The organism is Sphingomonas sp. JUb134, from assembly GCF_004341505.2.
Classification (GTDB): domain Bacteria; phylum Pseudomonadota; class Alphaproteobacteria; order Sphingomonadales; family Sphingomonadaceae; genus Sphingomonas.
Map to the genome: position 1 here is coordinate 1260881 of NZ_SLYP02000001.1, position 15673 is coordinate 1276553.

Here is a 15673-nt window from a genome sequence, read left to right on the forward strand (position 1 = left end):
GAGCGGAGCATCGGGCGTGCCCCAAGTGCTTGCACGGCCGGGCTCAAGGGAGCAAAGCGAGCGCCATGAAGCGTACCACCGGACAAGACCGCACGATCACCCGCAACTGGCGCCCGGCGACGCAGGCCGTGCGTGGCGGCACCGCCCGCAGCGAGTTCGGCGAAACCTCCGAGGCGTTGTTCCTGACCTCGGGCTATTGCTACGACAAGGCAGGCGACGCCGCGGCGCGCTTTGCCGGCGAGCAGCAGGGGATGACCTATTCCCGCCTCCAGAACCCGACCGTGGAGATGCTGGAGGAGCGGATCGCGCTGCTGGAAGGCGCCGAGGCGTGCCGGACGATGGCGTCGGGCATGGCGGCGATGACCGCGGCGCTGCTTTGCCAGCTGCAGCAGGGCGACCATGTCGTCGCCGGCCGGGCGCTGTTCGGGTCGTGCCGCTGGCTGACCGACACGCTGCTGCCCAAGTTCGGCATCGAGACCACCGTGGTCGATGCCCGCGACGCGCAGCAGTTCGCCGACGCCGCGCGTCCGAACACCAAGGTGTTCTTCTTCGAGACGCCGTCCAACCCGACCATGGACGTGGTCGACCTGAAGGCGGTGTGCGGCATCGCGCGCGAGCGTGGCATCGTCTCGGTCGTGGACAACGCGTTCGCGACCCCGGCGCTGCAGCGGCCGATGGAGTTCGGCGCCGACGTCGTCGCCTATTCCGCGACCAAGATGATGGACGGGCAGGGCCGCGTCCTCGCCGGTGCGGTGACCGGCACCAGCGCCTTCATCAACGACGTGCTGCTGCCCTTCACCCGCAACACCGGCCCGACGCTGTCGGCGTTCAACGCCTGGGTGGTGCTGAAGGGCCTGGAGACGCTCGACCTGCGCATCCGCCGCCAGAGCGAGAATGCGCTCGCGGTCGGCCGCTTTCTGGAAACGCGCGTGCCGCGGATCAACCATCCGGGCCTGCCGAGCCATCCGCAGCATGCGCTGGCGATGGCGCAGATGGATGCGGCCGGCCCGATCTTCTCGTTCGAGGTCGACGGCGGGCGCGCCCAGGCGCACGCGCTGCTCGACGCGCTGGCGCTGATCGACATCAGCAACAACATCGGCGACTCGCGCTCGCTGATGACGCACCCGGCCTCCACCACCCATGCGAGCGTCGCCGAGGACAAGCGCGTCGAGATGGGCATCGGCGAGGGGCTGCTGCGCCTCAACGTCGGGCTGGAAGACCCGCAGGACCTGATCGAGGATCTCGACCAGGCGCTCACCGCGGCGGGGCTGTGAAGGCCTTCTTCCCCTATGTGGCAGAGACGCGCGGGATCACCGTGCGCGTCTCCGTCAGTTATCTGGCGGAGCAGTCGGAGCCGGCGCAGGCGCGCTGGTTCTGGGCCTATCACATCCGCATCGAGAACAACGGCGAGCGCGCCGTCCAGCTGCTGACCCGCCACTGGGTCATCACCGACGGGCGCGGCGAACGGCACAGCGTCGAGGGCGAGGGCGTCGTCGGCGAGCAGCCGCTGATCCTGCCGGGCGCCAGCTACGACTATGTGTCGGGCTGCCCGCTCACCACTTCCACCGGATCGATGCAGGGCAGCTACCATATGCTCGACACCGAAGGCGCCGCGTTCGACGTGGTCATTCCGAAGTTTGCGCTGACCGCACCGGCGGTGGGCGCGTGAAGCGGACGCACCTGCCACTAAACGGCCTGCGCGTGCTCGACGCGGCCGCGCGCCACCTGTCCTTCACCCGCGCGGCGGACGAGCTGGCGGTGACGCCGGCGGCCGTCGGCCAGCAGGTCCGCGCGCTGGAGGACACGCTGGGCGTGGTGCTGTTCCGCCGCACCACCAAGGGGCTGGAGCTGACGCCGGAGGGCGAGGCGGGTCTCGCGGCGCTGCGCGATGGTTTTCTCCAGTTCGAGGAAGCGGTGCGCGCCATGCAGGCGGGCCAGTCGTCCAAGTCGCTCACCGTCGCCGCGCCGCGCGATCTCACGCAAAAATGGCTGATGCCCAAGCTCGCGGAGATTGCGCGCACCGACCGCGAGCTCCGCTTCGTGCTGGTCGCCGCCGACGATGCCGTCGAGTTCACCGAGGCGAACCTCGATCTAGCGATCCGCTGGGGCGAGGGGCCGGGCGTCCACGAGGGCGAGGCGCTGGAGTCCGAGGGGCTGGTGACGGTGGCCGCCCCCGGATCCGCGACGGACACGGTGATCGGCTGGCCGGGCTGCCCGGGTGGCGAGGCGCAGGCGCTGGTGCAGGTCGCCGATGCTGGCCTCGCGATCGACGCGGCGGCCGCCGGTCTGGGGCGTGCGACCGTGCCCGAGCTGCTCGCGCGCGCCGATCTCGCCGCCGGCCGGGTGGTGGCACTCGGGGAGGCGCAGGTGGGGCGGGAGGGCTATTGGCTGGTCGCCCCGCTGCCGCAATGGCGCCAGAAGAAGGTCCGGGCATTGGTCGAGGCGCTCGGCGCGTGAACCCGGTGCCGGCGGCACTGCCGGTGCTGGCGACGCCGCGGCTGCGGCTGCGCGCGCTCGAAGCCGCCGATGCGGAGGCGCTGCACCCGACGCTCTCCGATCCCGGCAGCATGACCTGGTGGTCGCATCCGCCGATGGAGAGCCTGGCGGCGACGCGCGCGCACCTGGAGCGCAACGCCGCCTCCTCCGATTGGCGCAACTGGGTGTTCGTGCCGCGCGAAGGCGGGTCGGCGATCGGCTTCGTCGCGGTGGGCGAGAAGCGCAACGGCGCGTGCGAGCTCGGCTACATGATCGCCCGCGAACATCGGGGCTCGGGACTGGCGCGCGAGGCGGTGTCGGCCGTGCTCGACCACCTCTTCGCCGCCGAGGGCCGCCGCCGGGTGTTCGCCGATACCGACCCCGACAACTTGGCCTCGCGCGCGCTGCTGGAACGCCTGGGCTTCACCCTGGAAGGCCGCCTGCGCGCCGAATGGGAAACCCACATCGGCATCCGCGACAGCCTGATCTACGGCCTGCTGCGCGACGAGTGGCTGGACGCCCGCCCGCGCTGAGGCGCCCGGCTACAGCGTGCTCAGGTCGATCTCGCCATTGCGGTCCAGCCAGTTGTCGGCCGGCGGCATCGGGTACTTCAGCCCCGTCGCGCAGTTGAACAGCACCGTGCGCTCCTCGGGATCGACCAGCCCGTCGGCGAGTGCCTGGCGGTAGGCGGCAAGCGTCGCGCCGCCCTCCGGACAGAGCAGCAGGCCGTCCTTGCGCGCAGCCTCGTCCACCGCAGCGAGGATCGCAGGGTCGCCGACCGCAAGCGCCCGGCCGCCCGACTCGCGCACCGCCCGCAGGATCAGGAAGTCGCCTACCGCGCGCGGGACGCGGATGCCGGCGGCGACGGTGGCGGCATCCTCCCAGCGCTCGGCATGTTCCTCGCCCGCCTCGAACGCGCGCACGATCGGCGCGCAGCCGGATGCCTGCACGGCGTACATGCGCGGGCGCTTCGACCCGATCCAGCCGAGCCGCTCCATCTCGTCGAACGCCTTCCACATGCCGATCAGGCCGGTGCCGCCGCCGGTGGGGTAGAAGATCGCGTCGGGGAGCTCCCAGCCGAACTGGGCGGCGAGCTCCAGCCCCATCGTCTTCTTGCCCTCGATCCGGTACGGCTCCTTGAGCGTCGAGAAGTCGAACCAGCGGCCCTCGGCGGCTCCGTGCGCGACGATCGCGCCGCACTCGTCGATCTGGCCGTTGACCCGCCAGACGCGCGCGCCTTGCGCCGCGATCTCGCGGACGTTCACTTCCGGCGTCTCCTCCGGGCAGAGCACCACCGTCTCGATGCCGCAGCGCGCGGCATAGGCCGCAAGCGCCGCGCCGGCATTGCCGTTGGTCGGCATCGCGATGCGGGTGACGCCCAGCTCGCGCGCCATCGCCACCGCCATCACCAGCCCGCGCGCCTTGAACGATCCCGTGGGGAGTCGCCCCTCGTCCTTGACGATCGCGCCCGGACCGCCGGAGCGCGGGATCGGCACCAGCGGCGTCTCGATCTCGCCCAGCGACACGATGCTCCCGGTCCGGCGCACCGGCAGCAGCTCGCGCCAGCGCCACAGGTCGGTCGGCCGCGCGGCGATCGCGTCCCGCGACACCGCCTGCCCGAGCGCCGCCAGATCGTAGCGGACGAGCAGCGGCCGGCCGACCCGGGACAGGCCATGCAGCCGGTCGGCTTCTTAGCGCTCGCCCGTCATCGAGCATTCGACGTGGCTGACGAAGGTCGGCCGGTCGCGGTGCAGATTCTCGTTCACACCGCCTGCTTAGACCGCGCGGCGTCGCGCTGTCACGCGCCCGGGGGCGGGCCGTCGCACATGACTCGCCCCTCGTCGATCAGGCTGCCAGGGGCGGTGCGTCGCGGGGATCGGGCAAGGCCGGACCGCCAGCGAGACCGCGCGAATACTGCAGGGCGGGCACCTCGCCGCCGCGCGCGCGACAATGGGCGAGGGCCTGCTCCCCGGTTGGGCGGAAGCCCAGCTTGCGCAGCACGCGCCCGGAGGCGGGATTGTCGACGAAGTGGCAAGCGGACACCTCGGGAATCCGCAGCGTGTCGGCGATCGCAAGGACGGCCTGCGCCGCCTCGGTCGCATAGCCGCGGCCCCAGGCATCGGGCGTGATCCAGTAGCCGAGCTCGTGCGCGCCCGCGTCGCTCCGGTGAAGGCCGGCGCCGCCCACCAGCCGGATGCCGTCGCCCTCGTGTGCGAACACCAGCAGCGAAGGGGTGCGTGGGGCCTGCGGCATGCGCAGGAATGCCTCGGCATCGCCCAGCGCATAGGGCCAGGGCATGCGGCTGGTGTTGCGCGCGACGGCTTCGTGGCCCGCGGCGCGGGCGAGCTGAGGGGCATCCTCGACCCAGCCGGGCCGCAGCGTCAGGCGTTCGGTACGGGCGAACATGTCCGCTCTCCTCTTGCGCGGGCGCCTACGCCGTCATGATGACAGCGGCGCGACCGTTTCGGGCAGAGGGAGCAATAAAAAAGGGAGCCGGGGCGGACCCGTCTCCCTTGTTGGCTGGTCCCGCTGGCTGCGGGACCCGGGTCGCCCTGGTGGGCAACCCGGTTGGTTGCCCTATTTATTCAGCCGCAATCGCCGGCATGTCGACCGAGCAGAATTTACGGCCAAGCTTGCCCTCGCGGAACGACACGCGGCCGTCGACGAGCGCGAACAGGGTGTGGTCCTTGCCCATGCCGACGTTGGTGCCCGGGTAGAACTTGGTCCCGCGCTGACGCACGATAATGTTGCCCGCGACCACTTCCTGGCCACCGAACTTCTTCACGCCAAGGCGACGGCCGGCCGAATCACGACCGTTGCGCGACGAACCGCCTGCTTTCTTATGTGCCATGGTTCAAACTCCTCGTGTTCGCGCTCAGGCGGCTGCGCTGTCGTCAGCGCGGCTGTCGCCGATCGCGGTGATCTTCAGGATGGTGTGCTGCTGGCGATGGCCGTTCTTGCGGCGATAGTTGTGGCGGCGACGCTTCTTGAAAACGATCACCTTCTCACCCTTCGCCTGGGCGACGATCTCGGCGGAGACCGTGAGGCCCTCGACCGACTTCAGCTCGCTGCCCTCGCCGGCGAGCAGAACGTCGCCCAGGGTCACGTTGCTGCCGGCGTCGCCGTCCAGCTTCTCAACGACGATCTTGTCTCCGGCGGCGACGCGATACTGCTTGCCGCCCGTGCGCACGACTGCGAACATGGCCCTCATCACTTCCCAAAAGCATGTGCCCGCGCAGGGAAGCCCGGCGCAGGAGAGAGGGCGAGCTAGGCGAGCCCGGCCGTCGTGTCAAGGCTGAATGCCCGCAAGGGGCCGTGCGGGAGGGACGCAGGCGAGGCGGGAGGGGGCGGTTAGCGCCGCCTGCGGGCGGAGACAAGCCCTGCGCGACTCGGGCGCGAATCACTCGGGAATGGAGTCGCTTCCCGTGGCCGCAGGCCGGGCCGGGTCGTAGCGTGCCGGGGAAGCGGAAGAAGGGGCGCGGATGGGTGCGGGCGATCTGGTGGCGGCGGTGCTGGTCCGATGGCGGCTGGTGGTGCTGGTCGCGGCGGCGGTGCTGCTGCTGGTCGCCGGCTGGACGCTCGCCCAGCCGCGACTCTACCGCGCCTCGGCATCGGTGCTGTTCAACGTCGCCCAGTCCGATCCCGAAAGCATGGCCGGCGATGCGCCGCAAAGCAGCAACGCCCTGCTCGCCACCCAGGGCGACGTGCTCCGCAGTGCCCGGGTCGCGCGCGACGTGGCGGTTCGGCTCGGCGGCGGCGCAGCGAGTGCCGGGGCGGACGGCGCCGGGCTGGAGCAGGCGGCGGCGGCGCTGCGCGCGAAGGTCAGCGTCACCAATGCCAAGGCCAGCAACGTGATGGTCGTCAATGCCGAGGATCGGGATCCCGAGCGGGCGGCGCGCATCGCCAACGCCTTTGCCGAATCCTACCTCGCGCAGGTGCCGCAGCTGCGGGCGGTCGCCGCCCAGGGCTATTCGAGCTGGCTGGAACGCCGCACCCGCGACGTGCGCGGGCGACTCGAACGCGCGCAGGAGGCGCTGGCGCGCTATCAGCGGGAGCGGGGGCTGGTCGGTGCCGGCCGGTTCGATCTGGATGCGGAATCGCTCCGCACCCTGAATGCCGAACTCGCCCAGGCGGAGGGAGCCGCCGCCGAAGCGCAGTCGCGCGCCGGTTCGCGCAGCGTGCCCGAAGTGGCGTCCGACATGGCGGTGCAGCAGCTGCGCACCAGCGTCGCCACCCAGGCGGCGCGCGTCGCCGAACTCTCCCGCACGCTGGGGCCGAGCCATCCGGACATGCAGGCCGCCACCGCACAGCTGGCGGCGCTCCAGGGGCAGCTGTCCGCCGCGATCGGCAGTGCGGCCGAATCGGTCCAGGCCGCCAGCACCGCGTCGCGCCGGCGCGAGGCGAGCATCCGCGCCCGGCTCGCGGCGCGGGAGCAGGCGATGATCGCGGGCTCCGACGACCAGAACCGGCTTACCGTCCTCCAGCGCGACGTCGATGCGGCACAGCAGATCTACGACCAGATGCGTCGTGAGATCGGGCAGCAGTTCGTGCGCAGCCAGGCGAGCCAGGCCAATGCCAGCCTGCTCGATCGCGCCGACCCGCCGCGCCTGCCCTACAAGCCTAACCTGCCGCTGATGCTGGTGCTGGGAACGGTGCTGGGCATCGCCATCGGGCTCGCCTCCGTCATGGGGCTCGAGTTCCTGGAGCCGCGAGTGCGCACGGATCATGGCGTTGAGCTGGCAACCGGCGCCCCGGTGATCGCCCTGGGCTGAGGTGGAACCCGCGACGCCGGGTGCTCGACACAAGGCGCGTTGCGCATCGATCCATGTATCCCAACCGTTCAGGACGTCGGCCGGCGAGGAACGCGCGCGAAACTACTCGCGGTCGTTATCTTCGCCCCGGCCGGGTCTTTGCAGACCGCGCGTGCCGTACTTCCGAGAAGCGATACTCTGCGAAACCCCTGACGTGCTCCTGCGAAGGCAGGAGCCCAGGGTCCCAAGCGCCGCAAGTCGTTGGTCTGCATGGCCCTGGATTCCTGCCTGCGCAGGAATCCGGTGTGACCAAAGGGCGGCGCTTCCGGCGTTCATCCTGCCCTTCGCGGCCGGGGCGCCTCTTTGCCATTGTTCATTGGATCAGGGACGGAGTCGTCTGGTAGAAGCAACGGGTGCACCGGCGCGACCCTGGAGGCGAGTCCTTCTTTTCGCGCGCACTGCACCGGGACCGCTCGTCTTGAACTGCTGCGGCGGAGTGTGATGAAATGGGAACGCGCATAAAGGTTCTTGTGGCTTGCTGGATCGTCGCAAGCACGTTGCTGCTGAGCGGGATCACGCAAGGAATACCTGGTCTTGCCGAACTTGGATTCATCCAGGAGCAGTTCGCGAAAGCGAGCAAGCTGACCTGGTCTCCTTCGATCAAGATATCCGTTGAGGTAACGCTGAACCTCGCACGATGATCTTGCGTGCTCCCTGGTTTGGCGGGTGCGTGCAGCAAGGAAACCGACAGTCGCCGGGCAGGGACTGTGCGTGACGCCGTGAAGCCCACGGTTTGTCTTGGAAGAAGCGTTCGGGGTTGAAGCCGGAGTATCTCTGCAAGGGGGGGACTCGTGGTGTTCGGACGAGGTTCGGCATCTTCGCAGCCCGCTTGGGTTCCGCGGCCGCGCTGATCTGGGGTGTGTCTGGGGCGACGCGGCTCCTGCAAAGGGGCGATGCGCATCCAGCCGCAGGAAAGAGCACGCCGCTTCTGCCGGGCTCCGTGCTGCTCATCGGCGCGCTTCTCCGCCATCGCCCACGCGAGCATGCCCATTCTAGCCGGTGTGAATCGCCAATCCCGGCGCCCCGCCGCACGGCGCAACCCGTCTTCCCGGACCGCGTCTTTCCTACCGGACATGGGGCGCGGTACACCGGCTCCGTCCTCCAAAAAGGCGGAAGTGGTGCCGGACCAAGACCCTCATCCCGTTGCCGATTCTCCCGCGGGCCGCGGCCGCCGGGCGGGCGCTTCGCCGGGAGTGCGCGAAGCCTGTTCTTGGACTAACTTTCGACTAACTTTCCGCGGTCGCATGGCCGCGGCCGGAGCCGTTCGCCCGGCCGGGCACGACCTGCCGGAATGGCGCCATCCGGAACGCTTGCCCCGGCAGCCCGTTGTTTCCGTCCTGCCACCCCCCCGGCAGATCAGGGAAGGAAACCGCGTGCGCATGACCGACACACCCCCGGTGCTGGATGCGTCCGCGTTCGATCCCCCGCCCAATTCGCAAGGCTTCTATACGGACTCGCTCCGGCTGCTGGGCGAGTCCGGCGTGCCCTATCTGCTGTCCGGCACCTATGCGCTCAGCTGCCATACCGGCATCATCCGCCCGACCAAGGACATGGACGTGTTCTGCAAGGCGGGCGACGCGCCGCGGCTGCTCGCCTGGTTCAAGCAGCACGGCTACGAGATCGAGGTCGAGGACGACCGCTGGATCGGCAAGGTCTGGCAGGGCGATCATTTCTTCGACGTGATCTACAACCTGTCCTCGGCCAGCATCCCCGTCACCGAGGACTGGTTCCGCGACACCTATGAGGTGGAGATCTACGGCAGCATCGTGCCGGTGACGCCGCCGACCGAGTTCATCCTGTCGAAGCTCTTCATCCAGGATCGCTACCGCTACGACGGTGCCGACGTGGCGCACGTCATCCTGAAGAAGCACGACGAAATCGACTGGAAGCGGCTGCTGGCGACCATGGAGCTGCAGTGGGAAGTGCTGCTGATCCACCTGCTCAACTTCCGCTTCATCTATCCGACCGAGCGCGACTGCGTGCCGCGCTGGCTGTTCGACGAGCTGATCGAGCGGGCGAAGCTCCAGGCCGATCTGCCGCCGGCGAACGTGAAGGTGTGCCGCGGCCGGCTGCTGAGCCCGCGCGACTATCTCGTCGACATTTGTGACTGGGGCTTCGCCGACGTGGTCGGCAAGGGACTTGAGGAGCAGCATGAGCGAAAAGCCTGAGCGCATCGTCCTCGCCGCGACCGGCGACCTGCACGTCAACGACGCCGACCCCAACCGCTACCGCGACCTGTTTGCGGAGATCTCCGAGAAGGCGGACGTGCTGGCGCTGACGGGCGATCTCACCAACTTCGGCAGGACGCGCGAGGCCGAGAATCTGGCCGAGGACCTGCGCCACTGCACGATCCCGGTGGTCGCCGTGCTCGGCAACCATGATTACGAATGCGGCCAGCCCGAAGAGGTGGTGCGCATCCTCCAGGGTGCGGGCGTGACGGTGCTCGACGAGCAGGCGGTGGAGATCGCCGGGGTCGGCTTCGCGGGCGTGAAGGGCTTCGTCGGCGGCTTCGATCGCGCCGAGCTGGGCGCGTTCGGCGAAAAGGCGATCAAGGACATCGTCGATGAATCCCTGGCCGAGGCGCGCAAGCTGGAGAATGCGCTGCGAACGCTGCGCACCGACCGGGCGGTGGCGCTGCTCCATTATTCCCCGGTTGCGGCGACCGTGGAAGGCGAGCCCAAGGAGATTTGGCCGTTCCTCGGCTCGTCGCGCCTGGCCGATGCGGTCGACCGCTTCGACAATGTGCGGCTGGTGCTGCACGGCCATGCGCATCGCGGCAGCTATGAGGGGCGCACCCGGCGCGGTATTCCCGTCTACAACGTCGCGCAGTTCGTGCTGACCGAGCAGTTCGGCAAGCCGTACGTGCTGTACGAAGTCTAGCGCGGGGCGCCGCTCAACCGACCCGTAGGTCGGGCCGGCCCAGCCCCATGCGGGCGAGCTCGCGCTGGCGGTCGACGAACTGGTGCTTGAGGGCGCCGGCGACGTGGAGCAGCAGCAGCGCGAGCAGGATCCAGGCGCCGATGGCGTGGAAGGTCTCGATCCGCGCATGCACGGCGCGCTGTTCCGGCACCCCCGCAGGCGTGCGGCCGAGTTCCTGAACGGGACCGATCATCGGCAGCGGGAACAGGCCCCAGACTTCGGTCGGGCCGCGCTTGCGCGGCGGCAGCCCGCCGCCCTTGCCCTCGCCGGCAGGGCCGCCGCGGGAGGTCGTGTCGGGCTTGAGCGTGGGTGCGGGGGGCGCCCCCGGCGGGTTCTCGGCCGCCCAGGCCGCGCCCGGCGAGTCGGCCGGCGGATTGGCCGAGATCATCGCCCAGCCGGAGAAGGGCATCAGCAGCATGGCGGCGTAGAGCAGGAGGTGGACAGCTTTGGCGAGCCGCTTTTCCCACTGCGCCATGGGCAGGAAAGGCGGCGGGCGGTGGGTAAGCCGCCAGCCGACCAGGACCAGCGTCAGCACCAGGATGGAGATCCCGGACGAGACGTGGAAGGCGAAAAAGCCGCGGGGCAGCACCGGGCGCAGCAGCCCGGAGACGAGGTTGTAGAGGATCAGCGCAGCGATCGCCCAATGCAGGGCGATCGCGACATTGGCGTAGCGCAGCCTTCGGCGCGCGCTCCCGTCGTAGGTGTCGACCCCCATGTGGACCCACTCCTTCAAACCTGCGTAAACCTGTCCCTCACCGGCCGCCGGGTCAAGCACGCGGAGGCTGTCAGGCGAGCAACCGCATCCCGGTGATCACCAGCACCAGCGCCAGGGTCGGGCGAAGGACGCGGTCGGAGGCGCGAGAGGCGAATAGCGAGCCGGCGATGATGCCCGGGATCGAGCCCAGCAGCAGGCCGCCGAGCAGCGGCGCGTCGACATTGCCCAGCGACAGGTGGCCGAGCCCCGCGACCAGCGTCAGCGGCACGGCATGGACGATGTCGGTGGCCACCAGCTTCCGGGTAGTGAGGCGCAGCGGATAGAGGGCGAAGAGGATGACGGCGCCGAGCGCGCCTGCGCCTACCGAGGTGAGCGTCACCATCACCCCCAGCAACGCTCCCGCGAGCACCGTCAGCGGCGGCTGGAGGTGGTGGAAGCGGGCGGCGGATCGGGCGCGGAAGCGGATCGCCGCGCGTTGCAGCCGCGGGCGCAGCAGCGTGGCCCCCGCCGTCAGCAGCAGCACCACGCCCAGCGCATGCAGGATCAGCCCACCCTTGATCGCATGGGTGTCGGTATGCGCGAGCACCCACAGCGTGAGCCCGGCGGCGGGAAGGCTGCCGACGCACAGCCGGCGCACGACCTGGAAGTCCGGGCCGCCGTCGGTGCCGCGGTGGCGATGATGGATGAAGCCGCCCACCGACTTGGTGATCGCGGCGAACCACAGGTCGGTGCCGACCGCGGTGATCGGCGTCACCCCCAGCAGCAGGATCAGGATGGGTGCCATCAGCGATCCGCCGCCCACGCCGGTCACGCCGACGAGCAGCCCGACACCCAGGCCGGCGATCACATTGTACAGGTCCATCGCCCCCCGCTGCGGCGGCTAGGCCGACCGCTCGGCGACCAGCGCGAGCAGGCGGGGCGCGGCTTCCGGCCGGCAGATCAGCAGGTCCGGGAGGTAGGGGTTGGCGCAATTGTAGACGAGCGGCTGGCCGTCGATGCGGCTGACGTGCAGCCCGGCCGCAGCGGCGACCGCGACGGGCGCGCAATTGTCCCATTCATACTGGCCGCCGGTGTGGAGGTAGATGTCCGCCTCACCGCGAACCACTGCCATCGCCTTCGCCCCGGCCGATCCCATCGCGATGAGTTCGGCGCCGATCGCCTGCGCGACCGCGACCGCCTGTTCGGCCGGACGGCTGCGGCTCACCAGCATGCGCGGTGCGCCGCCGTGTGGCGGCGGGAGGACCGGCGGCGTATCCGACGCCAGCGTCACGCCGAGCGCTGGCAGCGCAACGGCGCCTGCCGCAGCCCGTCCGCCGATCGACAGCGCCACATGCACCGCCCAGTCGCTGCGCCCCTCGCTATATTCGCGGGTGCCGTCGAGCGGATCGACGATCCACACGCGCTCCGCCGACAGCCGCGCAGCGTCGTCCTGCTCCTCTTCGGAAAGGACCGCGTCGTCCGGACGCGCCTGCGCCAGCACCTCCAGGATGAAGCGGTTTGCGACGCAATCGCCCGCCTTGCCCAGCGCCTTGCCCGCGAACAGGCCGGAGCCGCGGATTTCCATCAAGAGCCGGCCGGCACTTTCGGCGATGCGGCGGGCGAGCGCGGCGTCCTCCGCCAGCGTCGTCACGCCGTGGTGCCGAGCAGCTGGGCCACGATCCGTTCGGCAGCCGCCTCCGGCGTCTCCCGCGTGGTGTCGACGTGGATATCCGGCGCCTCGGGCGGCTCATAGGGGCTGTCGATGCCGGTGAAGTTCTTGAGCTCGCCGGCGCGTGCCTTACGGTAGAGGCCCTTCACGTCGCGGGCCTCGGCCACTTCCAGCGGGGTGTCGATGAACACCTCGACGAACTCGCCGTCGGGCAACATGCTGCGCACCAGCTCGCGCTCTGCCCGGAACGGCGAGATAAAGGCGGTGAGCACGATCAGCCCGGCATCGGCCATCAGCTTCGCCACCTCGCCGACGCGGCGGACGTTCTCCACGCGATCGGCATCGGTGAAGCCCAGGTCCTTGTTGAGCCCGTGGCGGATGTTGTCGCCGTCGAGCAGGAAGCTGTGCTTGCCAAGGGCATGCAGCCGCTTTTCGACCAGATTGGCGATGGTCGACTTGCCCGATCCGGAGAGACCCGTGAACCACAGCACCTTGGATGCCTGGTGCTTCTGCGCGGCGTGGGCCTCGCGGGTGATCTCGACCGCCTGCCAATGCACGTTCTGGCTGCGGCGGAGCGCGAACTGCAGCATGCCGGCAGCGACGGTCGCGTTGGTGAGCTTGTCGATCAGGATGAAGCCGCCCAGGTCGCGGCTGTCGGCGTACGGCTCGAACGCGATGCCGCGGTCGGTATAGACCTCCGCCACGCCGATGTCGTTCAGGCCCAGCGTCTTCACCGAAAGCTCGGCCATCGTGTTCACGTCGACGGCATGCTTGGGCGATTGCACGGTCGCGCTGACGGTGCGGGTGCCGATCTTCATCCAATAGCCGCGGCCGGGGAGCAGATCCTCCGCATCCATCCACACGATCGTCGCCTGGAACTGATCGGCGACCTGCGGCGGCGCGTCGGCGGCGACCAGCACGTCGCCGCGCGAGCAGTCGATCTCGTCGGCGAGCGTGAGGGTGACGGACTGGCCGGCGCCGGCCTCCTCCAGGTCGCCGTCCAGGGTGACGATGCGGGCGATGGTGGAGGTGCGGCCCGATGGCAGCACGCGCACCGCATCGCCCGGCTTCACGGTACCGCTGGCGATCAGGCCGGCGAAGCCGCGAAAGTCGAGGTTGGGGCGATTGACCCACTGCACCGGCATGCGGAACGGGCGGCGCCGGTCGGCGGCAAGGTCGACCTCGAGCGTCTCCAGATGCTCGATCAGCGTCGGACCCTGGTACCAGGGTGTCTGGTCCGAGCGGCTGGCGATGTTGTCGCCGCCCAGGCCCGAGATCGGGATGGCGGTGAAGTCCTCGATGCCGATCGAGCGCGCAAACGCGCGATAGTCGGCGACGATCTCCGCGAACCGATCCGCATCATAGCCGACCAGGTCCATCTTGTTCACCGCCAGCACGATGTGGCGGATGCCGATCAGGTGAGCGAGATAGCTGTGGCGGCGGGTCTGGGTGAGCACGCCCTTGCGCCCGTCGATCAGGATTACGGCAAGATCGGCGGTGGACGCGCCGGTGACCATGTTGCGCGTGTACTGCTCATGGCCGGGTGTGTCGGCGACGATGAACTTGCGCTTTTCGGTCGCGAAGAAGCGGTAGGCGACGTCGATCGTGATGCCCTGCTCGCGCTCCGCGGCGAGGCCGTCGACCAGCAGCGCGAAGTCAATGTTCTGGCCCTGGGTGCCGATGCGCCGGCTGTCGTTCTCCAGCGCCGCGAGCTGATCCTCGAAGATCATCTTCGAATCATAGAGGAGGCGGCCGATCAGCGTCGACTTGCCATCGTCCACCGACCCGCAGGTGATGAAGCGCAGCAGCGTCTTGTTCTGGTGCGCCTCCAGATAGGCGTCGATATCCTCGGCGATGAGGGCGTCGGTCTTGTAGATCGGATCGTCGAGCACGGACATCAGCAGGCCTCGTCATGCTGAACGTGTTTCAGCATCCACCGCGCCGCAGGCAGCATCGGTGCGCGGGGAGGAATGGACCCGGAAACAGGTCCAGGGTGGCGGGAGAGAAGGAACGCGACCCGCATCAGAAATAGCCCTCCTGCTTCTTCTTCTCCATGCCGGCGCCGCCTTCGTCCTTGTCGATGGCGCGGCCCTGGCGCTCGGAGGTGGTGGTGAGCAGCATCTCCTGGATCACTTCCGACAGGGTCGCCGCCTCGCTCTCCACCGCGCCGGTCAGCGGGTAGCAGCCGAGCGTGCGGAAACGGATCGAGCGTTCGACGGGAGTCTCGCCGGGCCGCAGCGGAAAGCGCTCGTCGTCCACCATCAGCAGCATCCCGTCGCGCTCCACGGTGGGCCGGGGTGCGGCGAAGTAGAGCGGCACGATCTCGATCCCTTCCGCCAGGATGTATTGCCAGATATCGAGTTCGGTCCAGTTGGAGAGCGGAAAGACGCGGATCGACTCCCCCTTGGCCTTGCGCGCGTTGTAGAGGCGCCAAAGTTCGGGGCGCTGCGCCTTGGGATCCCAGCGGTGGCTCGCCGAGCGGAAGCTGAACACGCGCTCCTTGGCGCGGCTCTTCTCCTCGTCCCGGCGGGCGCCGCCGAACGCTGCGTCGAAGCCGTATTTGTCGAGCGCCTGCTTCAGCCCCTCGGTCTTCCAGAGATCGGTGTGCAGGCTGCCGTGGTCGAACGGATTGATCCCGCGCGCCATCGCGTCCGGATTGTGGTGGACCAGCAACTCCATGCCGGCATCCGCTGCGGCCTTGTCACGCAGGTCGTACATCGCCCGGAATTTCCAGGTGGTGTCGACATGGAGCAGCGGGAACGGCGGCGGCGCTGGGAAGAACGCCTTCTTGGCGAGGTGCAACATGACGGCCGAATCCTTGCCGACCGAATAGAGCATCACCGGCCGCTCTGCCTCCGCCACCACTTCGCGCAGGATGTGGATGCTCTCTGCCTCGAGCCGCTGGAGGTGCGTGAGGCTGGACCCGGACGGCCGGCGGATGGGCGAAGAGGCGTTCATAGCCCGTGGAGTTGGCAGAACGTTCCAGGCCGTACAATGGCGAATTGGCCCATTTACTCGGTCCGTCCCGGAGAGATCTTGGGCGGGTAAAAGCGGAACTTTAGGAGGGCCGAGGAAGCGGCGAAAACCGCAAATGATAACTTCGCG

General features: G+C 69.3%; 15 protein-coding genes and 1 pseudogene. 7 read left to right on the forward strand and 9 right to left on the reverse strand.

The window, feature by feature from the left end; translation table 11 throughout:
- The first annotated feature begins 65 nt into the window (after positions 1 to 65).
- Genes EDF69_RS05900 through EDF69_RS05915 form a run of 4 tightly spaced genes read left to right on the forward strand, consistent with a single transcriptional unit; the run spans position 66 to position 3008 of the window.
- A complete protein-coding gene (locus EDF69_RS05900; RefSeq protein ID WP_132882563.1) occupies positions 66 to 1274 on the forward strand; it encodes a trans-sulfuration enzyme family protein in 1209 nt (402 codons plus the stop codon).
- Positions 1271 to 1669, forward strand: a complete 399-nt coding sequence (apaG, locus tag EDF69_RS05905) for a Co2+/Mg2+ efflux protein ApaG (protein ID WP_125958987.1) — start codon at positions 1271 to 1273, stop codon at positions 1667 to 1669. Before EDF69_RS05900 ends, apaG begins: the two co-directional genes overlap by 4 nt.
- On the forward strand, positions 1666 to 2457 hold the full coding sequence (locus EDF69_RS05910; RefSeq protein ID WP_132882562.1) for a LysR family transcriptional regulator: 792 nt from the start codon (positions 1666 to 1668) through the stop codon (positions 2455 to 2457). The genes apaG and EDF69_RS05910 overlap by 4 nt, the downstream gene beginning before the upstream one ends.
- Positions 2454 to 3008 carry a GNAT family N-acetyltransferase gene (locus tag EDF69_RS05915; protein WP_339538011.1) on the forward strand — a complete coding sequence of 185 codons (555 nt, stop codon included), beginning with the start codon at positions 2454 to 2456 and terminating at the stop codon, positions 3006 to 3008. The genes EDF69_RS05910 and EDF69_RS05915 overlap by 4 nt, the downstream gene beginning before the upstream one ends.
- 9 nt (positions 3009 to 3017) lie before the next feature.
- On the opposite strand, the pseudogene EDF69_RS05920 reads toward EDF69_RS05915, so the two are convergent.
- From EDF69_RS05920 to rplU, 4 genes and pseudogenes are all read right to left on the reverse strand, one after another.
- Positions 3018 to 4184: pseudogene (locus EDF69_RS05920) on the reverse strand (threonine synthase).
- Positions 4185 to 4320: 136 nt separating this feature from the next.
- Complete coding sequence (locus EDF69_RS05925) at positions 4321 to 4881, reverse strand: GNAT family N-acetyltransferase (RefSeq protein WP_132882560.1); 561 nt, start codon at positions 4879 to 4881, stop codon at positions 4321 to 4323.
- Positions 4882 to 5056: 175 nt separating this feature from the next.
- On the reverse strand, positions 5057 to 5326 hold the full coding sequence (gene rpmA / locus EDF69_RS05930; protein ID WP_125958983.1) for a 50S ribosomal protein L27: 270 nt from the start codon (positions 5324 to 5326) through the stop codon (positions 5057 to 5059).
- Positions 5327 to 5350: 24 nt separating this feature from the next.
- Positions 5351 to 5677 (reverse strand): 50S ribosomal protein L21, encoded by a 327-nt coding sequence (gene rplU / locus EDF69_RS05935; RefSeq protein ID WP_125958982.1) that lies wholly within the window; start codon positions 5675 to 5677, stop codon positions 5351 to 5353.
- Between the two features lie 280 nt (positions 5678 to 5957).
- On the opposite strand from rplU, the gene EDF69_RS05940 reads away from it, so the two are divergent.
- From EDF69_RS05940 to EDF69_RS05950, 3 genes are all read left to right on the forward strand, one after another.
- A complete protein-coding gene (locus EDF69_RS05940; protein WP_132882559.1) occupies positions 5958 to 7247 on the forward strand; it encodes a GumC family protein in 1290 nt (429 codons plus the stop codon).
- A 1418-nt stretch (positions 7248 to 8665) separates the two neighbouring features.
- Complete coding sequence (locus tag EDF69_RS05945) at positions 8666 to 9454, forward strand: nucleotidyltransferase family protein (protein WP_132882558.1); 789 nt, start codon at positions 8666 to 8668, stop codon at positions 9452 to 9454.
- Positions 9438 to 10166 carry a metallophosphoesterase family protein gene (locus tag EDF69_RS05950; protein WP_132882557.1) on the forward strand — a complete coding sequence of 243 codons (729 nt, stop codon included), beginning with the start codon at positions 9438 to 9440 and terminating at the stop codon, positions 10164 to 10166. The genes EDF69_RS05945 and EDF69_RS05950 overlap by 17 nt, the downstream gene beginning before the upstream one ends.
- Positions 10167 to 10179: 13 nt before the next feature.
- Here the strand turns inward: EDF69_RS05950 and EDF69_RS05955 are convergent, their stop codons facing one another.
- The 5 genes from EDF69_RS05955 to cysD form a co-directional block, all read right to left on the reverse strand.
- Complete coding sequence (locus EDF69_RS05955) at positions 10180 to 10920, reverse strand: cytochrome b (RefSeq protein ID WP_132882556.1); 741 nt, start codon at positions 10918 to 10920, stop codon at positions 10180 to 10182.
- A gap of 70 nt (positions 10921 to 10990) precedes the next feature.
- Positions 10991 to 11782: a sulfite exporter TauE/SafE family protein gene (locus EDF69_RS05960; protein WP_132882555.1), complete on the reverse strand. Its 792-nt coding sequence runs from the start codon at positions 11780 to 11782 to the stop codon at positions 10991 to 10993.
- An 18-nt stretch (positions 11783 to 11800) separates the two neighbouring features.
- Positions 11801 to 12550 (reverse strand): 3'(2'),5'-bisphosphate nucleotidase CysQ, encoded by a 750-nt coding sequence (locus EDF69_RS05965; RefSeq protein ID WP_425336593.1) that lies wholly within the window; start codon positions 12548 to 12550, stop codon positions 11801 to 11803.
- Positions 12547 to 14466: a sulfate adenylyltransferase subunit CysN gene (cysN, locus tag EDF69_RS05970; protein ID WP_132882554.1), complete on the reverse strand. Its 1920-nt coding sequence runs from the start codon at positions 14464 to 14466 to the stop codon at positions 12547 to 12549. Before cysN ends, EDF69_RS05965 begins: the two co-directional genes overlap by 4 nt.
- Positions 14467 to 14590: 124 nt before the next feature.
- Positions 14591 to 15526, reverse strand: coding sequence for a sulfate adenylyltransferase subunit CysD (gene cysD, locus EDF69_RS05975; protein WP_132882553.1), 936 nt, complete (start codon positions 15524 to 15526; stop codon positions 14591 to 14593).
- Positions 15527 to 15673: the final 147 nt, after the last annotated feature.